Source organism: Hymenobacter rigui, from assembly GCF_003944715.1.
Taxonomy (GTDB): Bacteria; Bacteroidota; Bacteroidia; order Cytophagales; family Hymenobacteraceae; genus Hymenobacter; species Hymenobacter rigui.
This window is the reverse complement of the sequence record NZ_RWIT01000001.1, coordinates 552,090-570,458: the sequence shown is the minus strand read 5'-3', so window position 1 is coordinate 570,458 and position 18,369 is coordinate 552,090. Positions and strand designations below refer to the sequence as shown.

Genomic DNA, 18,369 nt, shown 5'->3' with positions numbered 1-18,369 from the left:
GCTTCAGGACTATAAAAAACTCCGGTTGAATTGGTTGCAGGAATGACGGATGCGTATACAGCCCGGCTAATCTGCTTCTGTCTATGACCTCATCTTCCGAAAAAATTGCGCTGGTAACCGGCGCCACTGCCGGTATTGGCACCGTTACGGCCCGGGCGCTGGCCCAGGAGGGCTACCACGTGGTGCTGCTGGCCCGCAACGCCGATAAGGCCGCTCACACCCGCCACGAAATTCAGCCCCTAGCCTGGCCCGGCCGCCGCGTAGATGTGCTGCTCTGCGACCTGTCGGACCTGAGTCAGGTACGGCGGGCAGCTGAGGAGTTCCGCCAGCGCTACGGCCATCTGGATGTGTTGGTAAACAACGCCGGGCTGGTGCTGGGCGACGAGCGGCAAACATCAGCCGACGGCTACGAGTTGACGCTGGCGACCAACCACCTGGGGCCGTTTCTGCTTACCAATTTGTTGCTGGACCGGCTGCAGCAAAGCCCGGCGGCCCGCATTGTGAATGTGGCCTCTATGGCCTACCAGTTTGCCAAGCCAGATTTCAGCACGCTGGAAGTAGCGGGCGGATACTCGCCCATGCGAGCCTACGCCAATTCCAAGCTCTACAACATCATGTTCACGCAGGAGTTGGCCCGGCGGCTGCGGCAGCACGGCATCAGCAACATCACCACCAACAGCCTGCATCCGGGCGTAGTGGCCAGCAGCTTCGGACAAAGCTCCAACTGGTTTACCAAGGCATTCTACAAAGTAGCCGCGCCGTTCATGACGTCCTCGGAAGAAGGTGCGCAAACCAGCATCTACCTCGCCACCACCCCGGAAGTAGCCGACACCAGCGGCGGCTACTTCGTGAAGAAGCGGCCGGCAGCCGTGAAATCAAGCTACAACACGCCCGAAAACGCCCGGCGGCTTTGGGAACTGAGTGAGAAGTTGACGGGCGGCAGCTTCCTGTAGTATTCTGCTGTTTGCGGCCTATAGTCATCAACGACCAACCATTCCGGTTGGTCGTTTTCGTTTGGGGGCCTAGCTTTAAGGTTTGGACGCCGTTAACTATCCCTGTTTACCATTCTACCAATGCCGCTTTCTACCGCAACTACTACCGAATACAGCTACGGCACCGCCAAAGGCTGGCGCATCTTCTTGTATTTGCTGGTTCCCCCGCTCATTGTAGTCATGTTGATCTTACCCTTCCTCATGACTGAAGAAGGTTGGAACGGCATTACCATTGGCTTCGGAATCCTGGGGTGGGGCTTGGCGCTATTCTTTGTGTATGGGTTGGTTGAAACGTACAAGGCCCGGCATATTTTTAGCGAGCAAAGCATCCGCTACAAAGGCGCGTTGCGGCGCAAGGAGCTTCCGCTGGAAGCCGTCCGTGGATACCGCGCCGACGATAAGTACACGTACATCGTGCCCGTTTCCAACGCCTATCCATCCATTCGGATAGGTTACACGAGCGAGGGATACAAGGAAATTCAGCTTTGGCTGGCCGAGCGGTTCCCCAACCTGGATGTGCAGCAACAGGAACTGGAGGCCCAGGAAATTCTGCAGGATGAGACGCTGGGCCGCTCCGTGCCGGAACGGGAGGAAAAGCTAGCCCAGGCCCGGCAGGTAGCCCGCGTACTGAACACACTGGCCTGGGCCGTGGCTGCATGGTTGTTCTTCTATCCCAAACCCTACGACGTGGCCGTGCAGGCCAGCCTCGGTCTGCCTCCGGTAGCCGCCCTGGCTTTGCTCTGGTACCAGGGCCTGTTGCGGGCCGATGAGCGAAAAGACAGTGCCTATCCGGCTCTGGGTTCTGCATTATTTATACCGGCGGTTGCTCTAATGCTGCGCGTGCTGCTTGACTTTGAGCTGCTGGATTACTCGGCGGCCTGGCAGCTGGCGGCGGCCGTAGCCGTACTGTTTGGCGGGGTGCTGGCCTACGGTAACCGCCGTTTCATTAAGCTGCCCGCCAGCCGGTGGGGAGCCGTAGCCACTGTATTCTTCTGTGCGCTGGTGTACGGCTACAGCGCGGTGGTGGCCATCAACTGCGTGTTCGATGAGGCCACGCCGCGCGTGTACGCCGCCAACGTAATCAGCAAACACATTTCCTCCGGCAAAACCACCACCTATTATCTCAAAGTAGGTGCCTGGGGCCCGAGAACCGCGCCCGAAGATGTAACCGTAACAGAAGAAACCTACGACCAGACCATGCCCGGCGACTCCGTGCGGGTGTATCAGTTTCCGGGCCGACTGGCTATGCCGTGGTTTACGGTAAGCGAGTAGCGTGAACAAAGCGGCGTTCTACTGCGTTAGGCTACCAGATTCATGTACCTACCTGATTTAAGCAAACAATGGAACTTGGCATCAGCTCATTTGGCGAGGTAGCCCCCGCCCACGTAGCCGGCGGCGACACAGCTGCGGCCCAACGCACCCAGGAACTCGTGGCCCTGGGCCGCCGCGCCGATGAGGCCGGGCTGGATGTGGTGGCCATTGGCGAGCATCATCGGGCCGACTATGTGGTATCGTCGCCGGAGATGGTCCTGGCGGCGATGGCATCCGTTACCAGCCGGGTGCGGCTCAGCAGTGCCGTCACGGTACTCAGCTCCACCGACCCGGTGCGCACGTTCCAGAACTTCGCCACCCTCGACCTGATTTCCAACGGCCGGGCCGAAATCATTGCCGGCCGGGGCTCCTTCATCGAATCGTTTCCGCTGTTCGGGCAGGATTTGAAGGACTACGATGCGCTGTTCACCGAAAAGCTGGGCTTATTGCTGCAGCTGAACGAACAGGAAGTAGTAACCTGGCAGGGCAAGCTGCGGCCCGATATTAAGGGCAAGGGCGTGTATCCGCGCCCGTTGCAGTCCAAACTACCCATCTGGATTGGCGTGGGTGGCACGCCCGCCTCGGCGGCGCGGGCCGGCTCCTTGGGCTTGGGGCTGACCATTGCCATTCTGGGCGGGGCACCGGCGCAGTACGTGTCATTTGCCGAGCTGCACCGCCGCGCTGCTCAGCAGGCGGGTCATACCGAAGCACTGCCGCTGTGCATTAACTGCCACTTCCATATTGCCGAGGACTCAAGGCAAGCCGCTGATGAGTTCTTCCCGGCTTACTCTTTGGTAATGAACCGCATTGGCCGGGAGCGAGGCTGGCCTCCTATGTCGCGGCAGCAGTTTGATTACCTGCGCGGGCCGCAGGGGCCGCTGTTCGTGGGTACGCCCCAGGAAATTATCGAGAAGCTGGTGTATCTGCACGGGCTGTTCGGCAACTCGCGCTTCATTGGTCAATTGATGCTGGAAGGCATGCCTCACGAAGCCGTACTGCGCTCCATCGAACTGTTCGGGCAAGTGGTGGCCCCCGCCGTGCGGGAGCGGCTGGGCGTGGAGGCTGCTGCGCTAGGCTAACTATTCGGGCTTTATCCTTCTATATTGTCCTATCTCAGTATCATCCTTTACCCTATTCCTATATGCTTACTCTTCTGTGGACTATTCTCAACGTCATTCTACTTGTATGTGTCGTGTTTGCCTGGTTTAAGGTTCTTATACTCTTAAGGCGCCAGCTTGGCTTAGGGTTAGCCCTGTTGTTTCTGATGAGCCTGTCGGTGAAAAGTAGTCAGGAGCCGGAAGGTAATATTCCCAACCTGCTGGCTCCCGCCAACAACGGGCAGCCCCTCGGCAACTGGAGCCAATCGACAACCGTTACCCTGAACCCGAACAATAAGCTTCATTTAATATTTGAAGGCACCCGCACCGATTCAAGTTTTGTCGTCAGCGGCTTATATCCTACCATTTCGGGATTGATGCTCGGGCATACTTGGAAGCCGCTGGGTGGCACCGCTAATGTGCAGCAGCATCAGGTAGCGTACGACGTTATATTGCTACATCAGTGGAAACTTCTGGGTATTCCGCTATATACTTCAAGCGGAGAATACAAAAACCGTTTCCCAGTTCAGACTCAATAACTAAAAACCCCGCCCGGCATTGCGCCGGGCGGGGTTTTTAGTTGAAAGCCGTAGCTTATTAGTAACGGTACAGGTCCGATTTGAACGGGCCTTCTACGGGTACTTTGATATAGTCAGCCTGCTTGGGCGTCAGCTCGTCCAGCTCCACGCCGATTTTGGCGAGGTGCAGGCGGGCCACCTTCTCATCAAGGTGCTTGGGCAGGGTGTACACTTCGTTTTCGTACTTATCAGCGTTCTGCCACAGCTCCAACTGAGCCAGCGTCTGGTTCGTGAAGGAATTCGACATAACGAACGAGGGGTGGCCAGTAGCGCAGCCCAGGTTCACCAAGCGGCCTTCCGCCAGAATGATGACTTCTTTACCGTCGATGGTATAGATGTCTACCTGGGGCTTCACGGTGTCTTTGGTGTGGCCGTAGTTTTTGTTCAACCACGCCATGTCAATCTCATCGTCGAAGTGGCCGATGTTGCAGACAATGGCTTTGTCGCGCAGGGCACGGAAATGCTCTTCCCGGATGATGTCGCAGTTGCCGGTAGTGGTAATAACAATGTCAGCGCGCGGAATGGCATTTTCCATCTTCTTCACCTCGAAGCCGTCCATAGCGGCCTGCAGGGCGCAGATGGGGTCAATTTCGGTCACGATAACGCGGGCACCAGCACCAGCCAGCGAGGCGGCCGTGCCTTTTCCTACGTCGCCATAGCCAGCTACCACGGCTACTTTACCAGCCATCATCGTGTCGGTAGCGCGACGGATAGCATCCACGGCCGACTCTTTGCAACCGTACTTGTTGTCGAATTTCGACTTGGTTACCGAGTCGTTGATGTTGAAGGCGGGCATAAGCAGGGTACCAGCTTTCACGCGCTCAATCAGGCGCAGTACACCCGTGGTGGTTTCCTCCGAAATGCCTTTGATACCAGCGGCCAGCTCTGGGTAGTTATCGAGCACCATGTTGGTCAGGTCGCCGCCGTCATCCAGAATCATGTTCAGGGGCTGACGCTCCTCGCCAAACCACAGGGTCTGCTCGATGCACCAGTTGAACTCTTCTTCGTTCATACCCTTCCAGGCATACACCGGAATACCGGCGGCGGCAATAGCCGCAGCGGCGTGGTCCTGAGTGGAGAAGATGTTGCAGGACGACCACGTAACGTCGGCACCCAGCTCAACGAGGGTTTCGATGAGCACGGCCGTTTGGATGGTCATGTGCAGGCAGCCGGCGATGCGCGCGCCTTTCAGCGGCTTGCTGGCACCATACTCCGCCCGCAGCGACATAAGGCCGGGCATTTCGGCTTCGGCGAGGCGGATTTCCTTGCGGCCCCACTCGGCGAGGCTCATGTCTTTTACTTTGTACGGAACGTAGGCCGTGGTCTTAGTCTCCATCAGTCAGATACAGAGGTGAAGTAGTCGGTTTCTAACCGCAAAGATACTCGATTTGTTATCCTTTTCTTTTCAAGCAGCAATGCTCCTTACTATACGCAACGAAGCCCGCCCCGCACGGATGGCAGGACGGGCTTCAGCACTCAAGCTACAGATGCCGAGTTAGTTATTCTGAATCAGCACCGCCTTGGGCTGCAGGTCGGTGTTGAGGCTGCCCAGGCTGCCGCGCACCAAAACGGTGTATATCTTACCGGCCTCGTAGTTTTTGGTGCCCGTACCGGAGCCATTACCGTCGCCGACAGCTACAACCTTGGCAGAGGTAGCTCCCGTCGTAACCAGCAGGTTATACGTGCCGGTGGGAATGGAAGCAAAGGAAGAGGCTGCACCAAACGCCGCGCTGACACCGGGCACATCAGTAGAGCCGGCTACCGTTTCCTGGGAGAGCTTCACGGGTGAGGGCGCATTCAGGCCCAGATGCACCACGCGTACTTTTGCCTGATTGGCCGCAGGAGCTGTCAGGTCGTCCTCTACCCAGATGGCACTGATGGAGTTGGCCTGGGTGGTAGGGCTGTAGGCGAAGAGCGAGTAGTTCTTATCCTTGGCAACAGTCTGGGTGGCGGTGGCTACGGTGGTAGAAGTGCCTGCCACGTTGATCTTGAAGACCCGGCTTCCTGCATCCACGGCCAAGTAGCCGGAGTTGTCACCATAGTTCAGGTCTTTCACCGATTTATCGTCGACCAGCACCGATACCTTGACGTTGGCATTAGGGGCCGCATGTACGGCGGTAACTCTGCCCTGATCGGGCACCGGAGTTGCATTATTATCGTCGTCGTTAGAGCAAGCCGAGAATACCAGTGTAGCGGGCAGAACAGCCAACAGAACGGCCGGGCGGAAAAGAGAAGTCAGCGTTTTCATGAGCAGAGAAATTGGTGAACTGCCTGCCAGAACGAAGGCCGGAGTGCTTTTGTTGGATTGGCTCTAAAACTTTTCCTCGATGAATTGCACTTTTTTCTCGCTCAAACACTTAGCAACCTGACTATATATGCACTAGTTTTGTCCACATGCCCCAACCCCATCTGAACCGTATTTCCGGCGTTTTACGTCGCTCTGCCTTCGTTGTCTTGTGTGCTGTAGGCTTCTCTGTATCTGCCCAGGCACAGCAGGCCTCCACTGTTATCCGGCTGGCTCCGGAGGACAAGGACCGGGGACTGAACGGCGTGCAAAAAAACTTCTATTTCGCTACGGGTCTGGGAGATGCAGGCTCCGACTACCAGAGTGCCGGGTTCTTCGGGCAGCGGCTGCGCCCTTACCTGGCCGGCAACCAAGAAGCGCTGGACAACCTGAACCGGTACCGGCGGCAGAAATGGCTGTTTCTGGCTGAGCGCCTCACCTTTGTAGGAGCAGTAGGCGTGTATGGTCAGCAGGTACTGGCCAAAGACGAAAAACAGCAATATTTCAATACGCAGCAGCAGGCTGCCATTGGTGTGGCCGCTTTTAGCCTGCTGAGTAACATCTTTATTTCGCGAAACACCAACTCGCACTTTCAGCGGGCGGTAGAGGCACATAATGCCGGGGTGCCGGCAGCCCGCACGGGGGTATTGTATCAGCTGCGGCCTAGTGCGGTAGGTCTGGCCGCCAGCCGGAGCGGTCAGCCGCTGCTGGCCCTCAGCTGGAACCTACGCTAGCCTAACTCGCGTTTTCAGGCATTCCGGGCAGGAATTGGAGTTGCAGCACGCCTTAAGCGGCGGCGGCCTCCTTCCCTGTCCGGAATGCCTGTCTTTATATCCCAGTGGCCTACACGCGAGCAGAAACTGGCTGTTGCCGGATTTCCTGCTTACGTTTGATGCTGCTTTTCGCCAGGGCTGGCACCGGATCAGCGTCCGGCGCCGGCCTGTTTTTCGTAGGAACCCTACATGGAATACCCGCTGCCGACTGCGGCCCGCCGATACGTTGCTGAGCACCTGCACGACGACCCCGCCCAACTAGCCCTGCAGGCCCGACGCTACCCCGGCCTGCCGGTACCCGACCTCATCCGTCAGATTCAGGCCCGTCAGAAGGCCAAGACCAAAATCCCGGCCTGGGCCGAAAACCCCGACCTTGTTTTTCCGCCCACGTTGTCCGTGGAACAGGCCTCGTCGGCCCGTACGGCGGCATTTAAGGCTTCCCTGGTACAGGGGCAGCGCCTGGCCGACCTGACGGGTGGCTTCGGGGTAGATGTGGCTCACTTTGCGGCTACTATTGCCGAGGTGCATTACGTAGAGCGCAACGCGGCCCTGGCAGATGTAGTGCGCTTCAACCTGACACAGCTGGGCATTGAAAACGTGCAGTGCCATACCGGCGACGCCGTACAGTTTCTGCGTAACACCCCCGATACATTCGACTGGCTGTACCTGGACCCCGCCCGCCGCGACACGGCTGCCAAGAAGATTTTCCGCCTGCAGGACTGTGAGCCGGATGTGCTTCGTCTGATGCCGCTGCTGCTGCATAAAAGCCGATGTGTACTGCTCAAAACTTCCCCCATGCTCGATATTGAGCAGGCTATTCAGGAGCTGCGGCAGGTACGCCGCCTGTGGGTGGTGGCCGTGGATAATGAGTGCAAGGAAGTGCTGTATGAGCTGGGCCCTGAGCCAGCCGTTGACCCTGAACGGTACACTGTGAACATGCTCCGCAACGGTCAGCAGCAGGAATTCCGGCTGAACCGGGCCCGCGAAACCCGCGCCGTAGCCCGGTATGCCGAGCCTCAGCAGTACTTGTATGAGCCGAACGTGGCCGTTCTGAAAGCCGGGGCATTCAAGAGCATCGGCACAGCTTTCGAGCTGCTGAAACTGCACCAGCACAGTCACCTGTACACTTCGGATGTGCTGCGTCCGGATTTTCCAGGCCGGATTTTCCGGATACGGGCCGTGGAAAAGTATGACGGCGCGGCCCTGCGCGCCCACCTCGGCCCCGACAACCGTGCCCACGTCACCACCCGCAATTTCCCAGACTCAGTAGCCGAGTTCCGGCACCGCACCGCCATCAAAGAAGGCGGCGACCTGTACCTGTTTGCTACCACCAATCTGGAAGGCAAGCTGATGGTACTGGTGTGCGAGAAGTATCACTGATTACTCGATGTTAAGCGGATTTTGTGGATGAGGATTTGTGGTAGGTGCGGCGTGTTGGCGAGCTAACGCACAGTCAGAAAACCAGTATACTCCATCCAGATTTCACTTCACCGGGCTGGTCCATTTGCTGTCCTTGATGCGGAAGCGCCAAGGCAGCGTGGCGGCCGTTTCGCCTGCGTAGGCCAGGCCCACGCGGGGGCTGGCCACAATATCGGCGTCGGCAATGGTGTCGCCTTCATCTGTTAGCCAAAGTACCGGGCCCTGCAAATCGGTGCCGCTGAGGGCGGGCGTAATACCGAAGGCCTGGGTGAACAGCCCTGGTCCGGCCGTGAGTTTAGGCGAGTCGGGGGCCAGGCCGCCTCGCCGAGCCGCCATAACGTCTAATCCCACCAGTGGTTCAACAGCTCGTATTAGTACCGTATCGGGCTTTTCGGCGGCATTGGTGCTGATGTTGAACAGCGTATGGCGGTTGTACACCTGATACAGATAGGCTCGTCCGCCGGACTCGTGTAACGCCCGGCCATGGGTTCCGCGCCGCTTCAGGTGCAGTTGCATGGAGTCGTCGCCCTCGTGGGAATACGCCTCCGTTTCCACGATACGGCCGCCGGTTAATTGGCCATCCAAGCAGGAATACACGTGCTTGCCCAGCAGCTCACGGGCAATCTGAACGGGGTCGGGGCGGCGGTAGAAGGCCGGAGGTAGTGTGGACATAGAGGTAGCAGGAATTTCAGCCAGATAACCAACCTATACGTGGCATTGCCTACCTTTGCCGCTGTAGAGGTGGCCAGACCCCAAGTGCGGGGCGCGGCTGAAAAGGGAATCCGGTTAAAATCCGGAGCTGTCCCCGCAACTGTACGCTTCACGAGTCGGCGCGTCAACACCGGCCACTGTTTCACGGGTGGTTTCCTGCGGGAAGCCATGAAATGGGAAGGCGACGCGCCCGGAGCAAGCCAGGAGACCTGCCGCTACATTTCCCATGTTCAGCGCCTTCGGAGGAAGGGCGGAGAATGAAATCAGTGGTCCGGCTTCGGTCGGGCAGCATACTCTTCTGTTTTCGGCCTCGGCTTCGGGGTTTGGCTGTGCGTAGCGGCCAGGCAACGAGGTTTTGAACTGAATTTTTCGATTTCGAAAATTTTGGTTCACCAGATGGATTTTACGGCCTTGCGGCGCAGGTGGCTACTTCGGTGGCTCACTAGTAGTTTGTGCGTGTTGACTTTGCCGGCGCTGGCCCAAACGCCTACCGCCGATACTGCCCGCGTTCAGCAACTGCCCACCGTGCGGATTCCCGGGGTGCGCCCGGAGCGGTTTGCCGTGGGCAGCCGGCGGCTCATGCTGGATTCATTGGCCCTCACCAACTACCGCACCGGTACCCTTACCGATGCGCTGAGCGCCCGCACGGCCATTTATCTCAAAAACTACGGTCCGGGTCAGCTGGCTTCCATCACGCTGCGCGGTACTTCCGCCCGGCACACGGCCGTACTCTGGAATGGCTTCAACATCAATCTGCCTTCTCTGGGAGAAGCCGATTTTTCCCTGCTGCCCGTCAGTGGCAATGCTCAGATAGAAATTCAGCCCGGCCCGGCCGGGGCTACTTACGGCAACGGCGCGGTGGGCGGCACGGTGCTGCTGTCGTCGGCTACGCGGTGGGGGGCTGGGTGGCGGGGCACGGCTCAGGCCGATTACGGCAGCTACGGACTGGGAGCCGGCACCGTAGAAGCGGCTTTCAGCAACCAGAAGCTGGCCGTGCGCACCAGTCTGCTCTACCGCCAGGCCGAAAACGACTTTCCGTACTACACCCGGGAAGCCCAGGGACTAGTACGGCGACGCCAGGAAAATGCGGCTTTCCGGCAAGCCAGCCTCACGCAGGACGTAACGCTCCGGCTGGGGCAGCGCAGTGAAGTATCGGCGGCAGCCTGGCTGACGGATGCGGACCGCCAGATTCAGCCGGGCATCGGCACCAACAATACGCGCGCCCAGGAGCGGGACCAGAGCCGAAGGCTGATGGCCGGCTACCGGTACGTAACCCAGGCGCATGAGTGGGCCGGCCGCGCCGCCTGGTTCGAGGATGTGCTAAATTACCGCGACGAGGTGAGCGGCCTGAGCGAATCACGAGTGCGCACCAGCCAAGCCCAGGCCGAGCACACCTGGACCTTCGCGCCGAATGCGTCAGTACGCGCGGGGGCTGAGGCTCAGCATTTTGCCGCACAGGTAGATGGGTACGGCAGCCAGCCACGCACAGAAAACCGCTATTCAGGCTTTGCCCTGCTCCGTTACGACCCACGCCCCCGGTTACGCCTGTCCCTAAACCTGCGGCAGGCCATGCTGCCTGGTCGCCGGCCGCCGCTCACTCCCACCGCTGGCGCCGAGTGGATAGCCCTGCAGACTGCTCAGCACGCTATTCAGCTCAAAGGCAATGCCTCACGCAGCTACCGGGCCCCTACCCTGAACGAGCGGTACTGGCGCCCCGGCGGCAACCCCGGGTTGCTGCCCGAGCAGGGCATTGGCTACGAAGGCGGCGTAACGCATACTCTCACGGCAACCCCAGCCCACCTCCAACTGCAGACGGAGCTTACCGCCTACCGTCAACTGGTAGATAACTGGGTGCAGTGGACGCCAGGTGCTTCGTATTGGTCGCCGCGCAACCTGCGACAGGTGCGGGCTCAGGGTTTGGAGGCCAGCACGCAGCTTACCTGGAAACAGGGGCGCTACACGGCAGCGGCCCGGGCCAGCTACAGCTTCACGCAGTCGGAGAAAACCAAGGGAGTAGCTACGGATAATGACCCCGTGGGCCGGCAGCTGCCATTTGTGCCGCTGCACACGGGGGCTTTCAGCACCGACCATACCTGGCGCAGCTGGCAGCTGAGTACGGCCCTCACATTTACCGGCTACCGCTACACCGATGCGTCGGCTACGGAGTTTCTGCCCAGCTATCTGCTACTGAATGCCACGGCCGGCTACACCCTCACGGCCCGGCCCGGCTGGCGGCTGCAGCTGCTGGCCCAAGGCTACAACCTTACTAACCGCCTGTATCAAAGCTACCAGAACCGCGCCATGCCGCCCCGCCACGGCAGCCTGAGCCTGCGGCTGCTGTGGCAATAACCCGTCATTTTTTTCACTCCCTATTTTCTCATGAAACTACTGAACGCCTTTTCCGGTCTGCCTGGCCGGCTACTGCTGGGCAGTGCTGCTACCCTGAGCCTGCTGGCCTGCGACCCATCTACTGACCCGAAACCAACCGAACAGCCCATTGTAACCCGCAGCGTGTTTGTGGTGAACGAAGGCAACTTCCTGCGCTCAAACGCCGACATCAGCCTGTTCAGCAAAGCCAGCAGCGCCGTTACGGGTAAGAGCCTATTCAGCACCGCCAATGGCCGGACCCTGGGCGACGTGGCCCAGAGCATGGCCGTGCAGGATAGCCTGGGATACATTGTGGTGAACAACAGCAACAAGCTGGAAGTAGTGTCCCTGGCCAAATTCCGCTCGAAGGCTACCGTTACCGGCCTGAAGCTGCCCCGCTACTTTGCGGCGGCCTCGGCCGGCAAAGGCTACGTTACCGAAACCGTATCCTACAGCGGCAGCAATGGCCGCGTATCGGTGATTGACCTGAAAACCAATACTGTTACCAAAACCATTGATGTGGGTGTGCAGCCGGAGCGGCTGCTGGTGGCCGGGTCCCGGCTGTACGTGACCAACAGCGGTGGCAACACGGTTACCGTTATCAACACTGCTACCGATGCCGTGGAAGGCGCCATTACGGTAGGCGACTCGCCAAACAGCCTGGCGCAGGATGCCAACGGCAATGTGTGGGTACTGAGTGGCGGCAAAGTATACTACAACGCCGACTATAGCACCGACTACACCCGCACCACCAAAGGCAGCCTCTCGATGATTGTGCCGGGCCAGCTGACGGCCATCACCCGCGAAGTAGCCTCCAACCGTAGCACACCCAACCGCCTCACCATCAACGGGGCCAAAAACCAGTTGTACTTCACGTACCTGGGCGGCGTGTACACCCTGGGCACCGGTGATGCCACGCTGCCGGCCACGCCCCTCATTAAGCGCAGCTTCTACGGGCTGGGGGTTGATCCGCAGGATGGCACCATTTACGGCGGTATAGGTTCCTTCACGGCCGCCGACAAGGTAATTCGGTACCGTACCAACGGCACGGCCATCGACTCCTTCACGGTCGGAATCGGCCCCAATGGCTTCGTGTTCTACTAAGCCCGTGCACCGCTAGTAATATTCCCGCTTCCAGCTTCCGAAAACAACTTAGCTCTCTTTACCCGCCCGCCTACCAAACAGAAAAGCCCGCAACAGCTGTTGCGGGCTTTTCTGCTTAGGCACGTACTGTACTGCTGCCTAATCGGCAATGCCGTCGTGGTTGCGGTCCTTGGTATCAGCAGCCTTCTCATACTGCTGCCGGCCGGTGGGGCCGGTGCTGGTGTCGCGGCTAAGGCCGGAAGCAGCCGAGTCAGCGGCAACGGAGGCGTTCTGATGAGTGGCCGGATCGAGGCTTTTTTCAGCCCCGCGCTCCACATTTGTGTCGCCGTTGCCGGTACCCGTGTTGCAAGCCGATACAGTACCGGCCAGGAGGACTGCCATGGCCAGTGGCCGGAATGAGATGAGCGTTTTCATGGGTCTGGAGTTGGAAGAGCAGTAAGAGAGGAACTATTTTAGGCTGTACGGCTGGCCGCAAGGCTGGTTTTTGCGTATGATGATTTCCGTTCCTCAACCACTGCCAATTCACCACTTTCAGCCGTTTCCTTCCATGCCTCAGCAGTACCCTTAATCTTCCGCCACCAGCTGGTTTCTGGCGGGTATGCAACAGTCGGTTATCTTTGCCTGTCTGTATAGCCTTTATGAAACGCGCCTCCTCATCAGCCGCCTACCAACCGCTTCTGCGGAAAGTCGCCTATCTGGCTGGAAGCAGTCTACTGCTGGCTCTGCTGCTGATTGGGTATCTGTACGGAACGCAGGACCAGTTTTTTGGTCGGCTTTTCGGTGCTTTTTTCGTATTTTTCTGGCTACTGGCTGTAACATTCCTAGGGGTGGTTCCCTTTGTGAATTGGGCGGCAGCCAACTGGTTTGGGAAGCAGTGGGCCGAGCCTGCGCCGGAACGTACCCGGCGGGCAAAACCCACCACAACCCCACCTTCTCCTCGTAAATCTACGCGTACCGCAACGCGGTTGAACTCAACTCAACATCCGTGAAAACGACGCTTCTGCACATTAAAAACATGGTTTGCCCACGCTGCATTGATGCCGTGCGCAACCTCCTCGAACAAGCCGGCTACCGCCCCACCGACGTGACGCTGGGCCAGGCACAACTGGACCAGAGTACGCCCGCCGACCCCGTTTCCGTGGCTCCGATGCTACGCGAAGCCGGTTTCGATGTGATTATGGGCCGTGCCGACCAGCTGACCGAGCAAATCAAATCGGCGCTGGTAGAATACTTGGAGCACCTGCGCACCGCGCGCATGCCCCTGACTACTTCAGCCTTCCTAACTGACCGGTTTGCGGCCACGTACTCGCACCTGAGCAAGGTATTCTCGCGGACGGCCAACCTCACCATCGAGAAATACCTGATTCGGCTGAAGATCGAGCGGGTGAAGGAAATGTTGAGCTACAATGAAATGACGCTGAGCGAAATTGCTGAACAGATGCGCTACAGCTCCGGCCAGCACCTGAGCAACCAGTTCCGTCAGGTCACCGGCCGCTCCGTAAGCGAATTCCGCCGCGACCTGATGCCCCGCCGCCTTTCGCTGGACCAGCTGGCCTAAACAGCAAGCCAGCAACGAAAAAAGCCGACCTACATTCCGTGGGTCGGCTTTTTTCGTTGCTGAGGTCAGGACAAGCATCAAAACCCTTTAAACATCATGCTTCGCTCTGCATGATGTTCCTTCCTGATTGCATTCAGTTTCTGAAAATCTAGGCCCGAACATCGTACGCATTGGGCCCGGGTTTTATAGAACCCAAAGCCACCAGCGGCAGTAATGTTGCTCACACAGCTGCTCCTACTTTGCCCGGTTCATTATGCGCACCTTTCTCCTCCATACACTTGGCCTGAGCCTGTTTGCCCTGCAGACCGGTTATGCCCAGCATCAGCACCATACCACAGCTCCGGCCCCTACTACCGCCCCGGTAGATACCACCCGCCGCGCCGCGCCCATGGACCACAGCCAGCACGCGGGCCATAATATGGCCATGCCCGGTATGGCCCCCACCGATACCACCCGCCGCCCCATGCCCGGCATGCAGCACGCCGGCCACGACATGAGCAGCATGGGCCAGATGGGAGCTATGGAAGGCATGGAGCACATGAGCCATGCCTATTCGCGCAACCTGCCCATGAACCGCAACGGCTCCGGTACAGCCTGGAACCCCGATAACACTCCTATGTATATGTGGATGAGTCACCACGGCAAGTGGATGGTGATGAACCACGGCGCGCTGTATCTGCGCTACACCAACCAGAACATCGGGCGCGACAACGGGCGGCGGGGCGGTAGTACCGTAGATGCCCCTAACTGGTTTATGACCATGGCCCAGCGCCCCATCGGGGAGAAAGGGCTGCTGAACCTTACGGCCATGTTCTCGCTGGACCCGCTCACGGAGGGCGGTAACGGCTACCCGCTGTTGTTTCAGAGCGGTGAAGCCTACAAAGGCCGGCCATTGGTGGACCGCCAGCACCCCCACGACCTGATTTCGTCCCTGAGCATTGGCTACACCCACGCCTTTTCTCAGGATGTGGACCTGACGGCTTACGTGGGCTACCCCGGTGAGCCCGCCATTGGGCCGGTGGCATTCATGCACCGCATTTCGGCCATGCCCAACCCCGATGCCGCCCTGGGCCACCACTGGCAGGATGCTACCCACATTACCTTTGGCGTAGCGACGTTGGGCCTGCGCTACAAGCAGTTTAAGCTGGAAGGCTCCAACTTCACGGGTCGGGAACCGGATGAGCACCGCTACGGCTTCGACAAGCCCCGCGCCGACTCGTGGGCGGGCCGCCTGAGTTGGAACCCTACCGGGGCACTGGCTTTGCAGGTCAGCCGGGCCTTCATCAAAAGCCCCGAGGAGCTACACGCGGATGAAGATGTGAAGCGTACTACCGCCTCCGTTATTCAGAGCAGTCAGTGGGGTGAAGGGCGCTACATCACCTCGGCGCTGGTGTGGGGTATGAATCAGCACGTGGAGGGCGGCCGCACCGATGAGGCCGCGCATTCCGTACTGGCCGAAACCAACGTACAGCTGGGCAAACCGGCTGTATATGGCCGCTATGAATTCGTGCAGAAATCGAATGAGGAACTGCAGCTTCCTCCTCAGGATTTTCCGCCCTACAACCAATCGGTGTATAACATCCATGCCCTCACGCTGGGCGCAAACTACCGGATAGCACAACTCGCCAAAACCGACCTGACACTGGGTGCCCAGGCCACCGTATACCGCCCTGAAGGCAGCCTGCTGCGGGACGTGTACTACGGTTCTACTCCGGTTTCGGCGCAGGTGTATCTGCGGCTGAACCCGTCATTGATGAAGATGGGACGGTAGATAGTTATCAGTTGTTCGTTGTCAGTTGTTAGTGCAAAGCCATCATCTGACAACGAACAACTGATAACTGGCAACTGAACGCCGTACCTTTGCGGGCACCTTTGCCGCCGGTTGGCGGTTGTTGTCTCCGTGTCGATTTCTGCCCAGCCCCGCATTCTGCTTATCACGCCGCCGCTCACGCAGCTGAATACCCCGTACCCGGCCACGGCCTACCTCAAGGGCTTTCTGGGCGGGCGGGGCTACCAGGTCACGCAGGCCGATTTAGGGCTGGAGCTGGTGCTGAAGCTGTTTTCGAAGGAAGGCCTGACGCGGGTGTTTGCGGAAATTGAGGCCGGTCACTTCGAGCTCAGCGACAACGCGCGCCGGATGCTGCGGCTTAAAAACAGCTACCTGAGCACCATCGAGCCGGTTATCCGGTTTCTGCAGAATAAGGACAATACGCTGGCTCCGCGCATCTGCCACAGCCGCTTTCTGCCCGAGGCCAGCCGCTTTGATAACGTAGCCGACCTAGAAACGGCTTTCGGCACTATGGGCCTCACCGATCAGGCCCGCCACCTGGCTACGCTGTATCTGGAAGATCTGGGCGACCTGATCAAGGAAACTGTAGGGCCGCAGTTCGGCTTTTCGCGCTACGCCGAGAAGCTGGCCATGTCGGCCACCTCGTTTGATGCCCTGCACGAGGCCTTACAGGCGGCCCCCAACCTGCTCGACCGGATGCTGCTGGAGCTGCTGGACGAGTTGCTGGAGCGCGCCCAACCCGATATTGTGGGCTTCACGGTACCCTTTCCCGGCAACCTGTACGGCGCGCTGCGGCTGGCTCAGCGCGTGAAGCAGCTGCGCCCGGCCACTTATACCAGCATGGGCGGGGGCTACCCCAACACCGAACTGCGCACTATCCAGGAGCCCCGCTTTTTCGACTATATCGACTTCCTGACCCTCGACGACGGCGAAGGGCCTTGGCTGCGGCTGTTGGAATATGTTTCTAGTTGCTCGTTGCTGGTTTCTGGTTCTGATGGAATTGCTCCCGAAGAGCAGCAACTAGTAACCAGAAACCCGAAACCCGAAACTTATCCCCTCCAACGCACCTTTCTGCGCAACGCGGCGGGCGAAGTGGAGTACCGCAACGATGCTACCACCGCCGATATTCCGCACCCCGAGGTAGGCACGCCGGATTATTCCGATTTGCCGCTGACGGAGTATCTGTCGGTGATTGAAGTGCTGAACCCCATGCACCGGCTCTGGAGCGACGGGCGCTGGAATAAGCTCACTATTGCGCACGGCTGCTATTGGAAGCGTTGCTCCTTCTGCGACGTAACGCTCGATTACATCAGCCGCTACGAAACGGCGCCGGCTACGCTGCTGGTGGACCGTATCGAGCGGATTATTGCCCAGACCGGCCAGACCGGGTTCCACTTCGTGGATGAGGCCGCGCCGCCCCTGGCCCTGCGCGACCTGGCTGTGGAGCTGCTCAAACGCCGCGTGAGTATTACGTGGTGGGGCAACATCCGCTTCGAGAAAACCTTCACCCCCGATCTGTGCCGCCTGCTGGCTGCCTCGGGCTGCATTGCCGTGAGCGGGGGCCTGGAAGTAGCTTCCGATAGACTGCTAGCCCTGATGGAAAAGGGCGTAACCATTGCGCAGGTGGCCCGGGTAACGGATGGCTTCACCCAAGCCGGTATTATGGTGCACGCTTACCTAATGTACGGCTTCCCCACCCAGACTGCTCAGGAAACCGTGGATTCGCTGGAAGTGGTGCGACAGCTGTTTCAGGCCGGTATTGTGCAGAGCGGCTACTGGCACCGGTTTTCGATGACGGCCCACTCCCCCGTCGGCAAAAATCCCGCGAAGTACAAAGTAGCGGCCGTGGGGCCCGAGCCCGGCCCCTTTGCCTGGAACGACCTGTGGCATGACGACCCCACCGGCACCGACCACGAGCAGTTCGGGCCGGGGCTGGCCAAGGCCTTGTACAACTACCTACATGGTGTGGCGCTGCAGGAGCCGCTCAGCTTTTGGTTTGATTTCCGTACGCCCAAAACCACCGTGCCGCGCCACCTCATCAGCCAGGCCGTGCAGGAGCCTGGCAAGCCCGATGCCACCCGCCTCAATAACCGGCTGTTCTGGCTGGGCAATACGCCGGAGCTACGCTATGAGCCAGCCAAAAAAGGCCAGCGCGCCGTGCTTACCTTCTATGAGCAGGCAGAGGATTTCGAGGTAAAAGTGCCGGCCGAGCTGGGTCCGTGGCTGCACACGCTCCTGACCCAACTGGCTACCGACTACGATTCCAAAGTGCTGCTGAAGGAAGCCGCCGCCATCTACCCCGCCGGTGGCCAGCCCTGGGAGCAGTTCCTGCTAAGCCCCGCCTGGCAGTTGTTGCGCGAAAAAGGCTTGCTGACCCTGTAGCTGA

At 59.2% G+C, this 18,369-nt stretch carries 16 protein-coding genes and 1 riboswitch; of the genes, 12 read left to right on the top strand and 4 right to left on the bottom strand.

The annotated features are described in order from the left end of the window. The first annotated feature begins 83 nt into the window (after positions 1–83). The 4 genes from EI291_RS02285 (at position 84) to EI291_RS02270 (ending at position 3,939) form a co-directional block, all read left to right on the top strand. Positions 84–953 (top strand): SDR family oxidoreductase, encoded by an 870-nt coding sequence (locus EI291_RS02285; protein ID WP_125417641.1) that lies wholly within the window; start codon positions 84–86, stop codon positions 951–953. Between the two features lie 120 nt (positions 954–1,073). After that, the gene (locus EI291_RS02280) at positions 1,074–2,264 is read left to right on the top strand and encodes a hypothetical protein (protein ID WP_125417640.1); all 1,191 of its coding nucleotides are present in this window, start codon (positions 1,074–1,076) and stop codon (positions 2,262–2,264) included. 68 nt (positions 2,265–2,332) lie between these two features. Continuing rightward, positions 2,333–3,382, top strand: coding sequence for an LLM class flavin-dependent oxidoreductase (locus EI291_RS02275; protein ID WP_125417639.1), 1,050 nt, complete (start codon positions 2,333–2,335; stop codon positions 3,380–3,382). A 62-nt stretch (positions 3,383–3,444) separates the two neighbouring features. Beyond that, the gene (locus EI291_RS02270; RefSeq protein WP_125417638.1) at positions 3,445–3,939 is read left to right on the top strand and encodes a hypothetical protein; all 495 of its coding nucleotides are present in this window, start codon (positions 3,445–3,447) and stop codon (positions 3,937–3,939) included. A 58-nt stretch (positions 3,940–3,997) separates the two neighbouring features. On the opposite strand, the gene ahcY is transcribed toward EI291_RS02270, so the two are convergent. Continuing rightward, on the bottom strand, positions 3,998–5,314 hold the full coding sequence (gene ahcY / locus EI291_RS02265; RefSeq protein WP_125417637.1) for an adenosylhomocysteinase: 1,317 nt from the start codon (positions 5,312–5,314) through the stop codon (positions 3,998–4,000). A 159-nt stretch (positions 5,315–5,473) separates the two neighbouring features. Then, a complete protein-coding gene (locus tag EI291_RS02260; RefSeq protein WP_125417636.1) occupies positions 5,474–6,226 on the bottom strand; it encodes a DUF4397 domain-containing protein in 753 nt (250 codons plus the stop codon). 146 nt (positions 6,227–6,372) lie between these two features. On the opposite strand from EI291_RS02260, the gene EI291_RS02255 reads away from it, so the two are divergent. Both EI291_RS02255 and EI291_RS02250 read left to right on the top strand, forming a co-directional pair. After that, positions 6,373–6,996 (top strand): hypothetical protein, encoded by a 624-nt coding sequence (locus EI291_RS02255; RefSeq protein WP_125417635.1) that lies wholly within the window; start codon positions 6,373–6,375, stop codon positions 6,994–6,996. A gap of 228 nt (positions 6,997–7,224) precedes the next feature. Beyond that, positions 7,225–8,415, top strand: coding sequence for a THUMP-like domain-containing protein (locus EI291_RS02250; RefSeq protein WP_125417634.1), 1,191 nt, complete (start codon positions 7,225–7,227; stop codon positions 8,413–8,415). 102 nt (positions 8,416–8,517) lie between these two features. On the opposite strand, the gene EI291_RS02245 is transcribed toward EI291_RS02250, so the two are convergent. Next, positions 8,518–9,126 carry a DNA-3-methyladenine glycosylase gene (locus EI291_RS02245; RefSeq protein WP_125417633.1) on the bottom strand — a complete coding sequence of 203 codons (609 nt, stop codon included), beginning with the start codon at positions 9,124–9,126 and terminating at the stop codon, positions 8,518–8,520. 50 nt (positions 9,127–9,176) lie between these two features. Beyond that, positions 9,177–9,396, top strand: a riboswitch (cobalamin riboswitch). A 225-nt stretch (positions 9,397–9,621) separates the two neighbouring features. Between EI291_RS02245 and EI291_RS02240 the strand changes: the two genes are divergently transcribed. Together EI291_RS02240 and EI291_RS02235 are read left to right on the top strand one after the other, a co-directional pair. Then, on the top strand, positions 9,622–11,514 hold the full coding sequence (locus EI291_RS02240) for a TonB-dependent receptor plug domain-containing protein (protein WP_170172467.1): 1,893 nt from the start codon (positions 9,622–9,624) through the stop codon (positions 11,512–11,514). Positions 11,515–11,544: 30 nt separating this feature from the next. Next, positions 11,545–12,636: a DUF5074 domain-containing protein gene (locus EI291_RS02235; protein ID WP_125417631.1), complete on the top strand. Its 1,092-nt coding sequence runs from the start codon at positions 11,545–11,547 to the stop codon at positions 12,634–12,636. Between the two features lie 138 nt (positions 12,637–12,774). On the opposite strand, the gene EI291_RS02230 is transcribed toward EI291_RS02235, so the two are convergent. Beyond that, on the bottom strand, positions 12,775–13,050 hold the full coding sequence (locus EI291_RS02230) for a hypothetical protein (RefSeq protein WP_125417630.1): 276 nt from the start codon (positions 13,048–13,050) through the stop codon (positions 12,775–12,777). A gap of 224 nt (positions 13,051–13,274) precedes the next feature. Here EI291_RS02230 and EI291_RS22585 point away from each other — a divergent pair, with 224 nt between their 5' ends. From EI291_RS22585 to EI291_RS02215, 4 genes are all read left to right on the top strand, one after another. Beyond that, positions 13,275–13,625 (top strand): hypothetical protein, encoded by a 351-nt coding sequence (locus EI291_RS22585; RefSeq protein ID WP_148103368.1) that lies wholly within the window; start codon positions 13,275–13,277, stop codon positions 13,623–13,625. Then, positions 13,622–14,194, top strand: a complete 573-nt coding sequence (locus EI291_RS02225) for a helix-turn-helix domain-containing protein (RefSeq protein WP_125417629.1) — start codon at positions 13,622–13,624, stop codon at positions 14,192–14,194. The genes EI291_RS22585 and EI291_RS02225 overlap by 4 nt, the downstream gene beginning before the upstream one ends. A gap of 253 nt (positions 14,195–14,447) precedes the next feature. Continuing rightward, a complete protein-coding gene (locus EI291_RS02220) occupies positions 14,448–15,965 on the top strand; it encodes a hypothetical protein (RefSeq protein WP_125417628.1) in 1,518 nt (505 codons plus the stop codon). Positions 15,966–16,094: 129 nt separating this feature from the next. Next, on the top strand, positions 16,095–18,365 hold the full coding sequence (locus EI291_RS02215; RefSeq protein ID WP_240635339.1) for a B12-binding domain-containing radical SAM protein: 2,271 nt from the start codon (positions 16,095–16,097) through the stop codon (positions 18,363–18,365). Positions 18,366–18,369: the final 4 nt, after the last annotated feature.

Bases quoted from the DNA above. Each gene is read 5' to 3' on its own strand.
- EI291_RS02270 (WP_125417638.1), top strand. From the start codon at position 3,445: ATGCTTACTCTTCTGTGGACTATTCTCAACGTCATTCTACTTGTATGT.
- EI291_RS02230 (WP_125417630.1), bottom strand. From the start codon at position 13,050: ATGAAAACGCTCATCTCATTCCGGCCACTGGCCATGGCAGTCCTCCTG.
- EI291_RS02285 (WP_125417641.1), top strand. From the start codon at position 84: ATGACCTCATCTTCCGAAAAAATTGCGCTGGTAACCGGCGCCACTGCC.
- EI291_RS02280 (WP_125417640.1), top strand. From the start codon at position 1,074: ATGCCGCTTTCTACCGCAACTACTACCGAATACAGCTACGGCACCGCC.
- ahcY (WP_125417637.1), bottom strand. From the start codon at position 5,314: ATGGAGACTAAGACCACGGCCTACGTTCCGTACAAAGTAAAAGACATG.
- EI291_RS02220 (WP_125417628.1), top strand. From the start codon at position 14,448: ATGCGCACCTTTCTCCTCCATACACTTGGCCTGAGCCTGTTTGCCCTG.
- EI291_RS02275 (WP_125417639.1), top strand. From the start codon at position 2,333: ATGGAACTTGGCATCAGCTCATTTGGCGAGGTAGCCCCCGCCCACGTA.
- EI291_RS22585 (WP_148103368.1), top strand. From the start codon at position 13,275: ATGAAACGCGCCTCCTCATCAGCCGCCTACCAACCGCTTCTGCGGAAA.
- EI291_RS02235 (WP_125417631.1), top strand. From the start codon at position 11,545: ATGAAACTACTGAACGCCTTTTCCGGTCTGCCTGGCCGGCTACTGCTG.
- EI291_RS02255 (WP_125417635.1), top strand. From the start codon at position 6,373: ATGCCCCAACCCCATCTGAACCGTATTTCCGGCGTTTTACGTCGCTCT.
- EI291_RS02250 (WP_125417634.1), top strand. From the start codon at position 7,225: ATGGAATACCCGCTGCCGACTGCGGCCCGCCGATACGTTGCTGAGCAC.
- EI291_RS02245 (WP_125417633.1), bottom strand. From the start codon at position 9,126: ATGTCCACACTACCTCCGGCCTTCTACCGCCGCCCCGACCCCGTTCAG.
- EI291_RS02260 (WP_125417636.1), bottom strand. From the start codon at position 6,226: ATGAAAACGCTGACTTCTCTTTTCCGCCCGGCCGTTCTGTTGGCTGTT.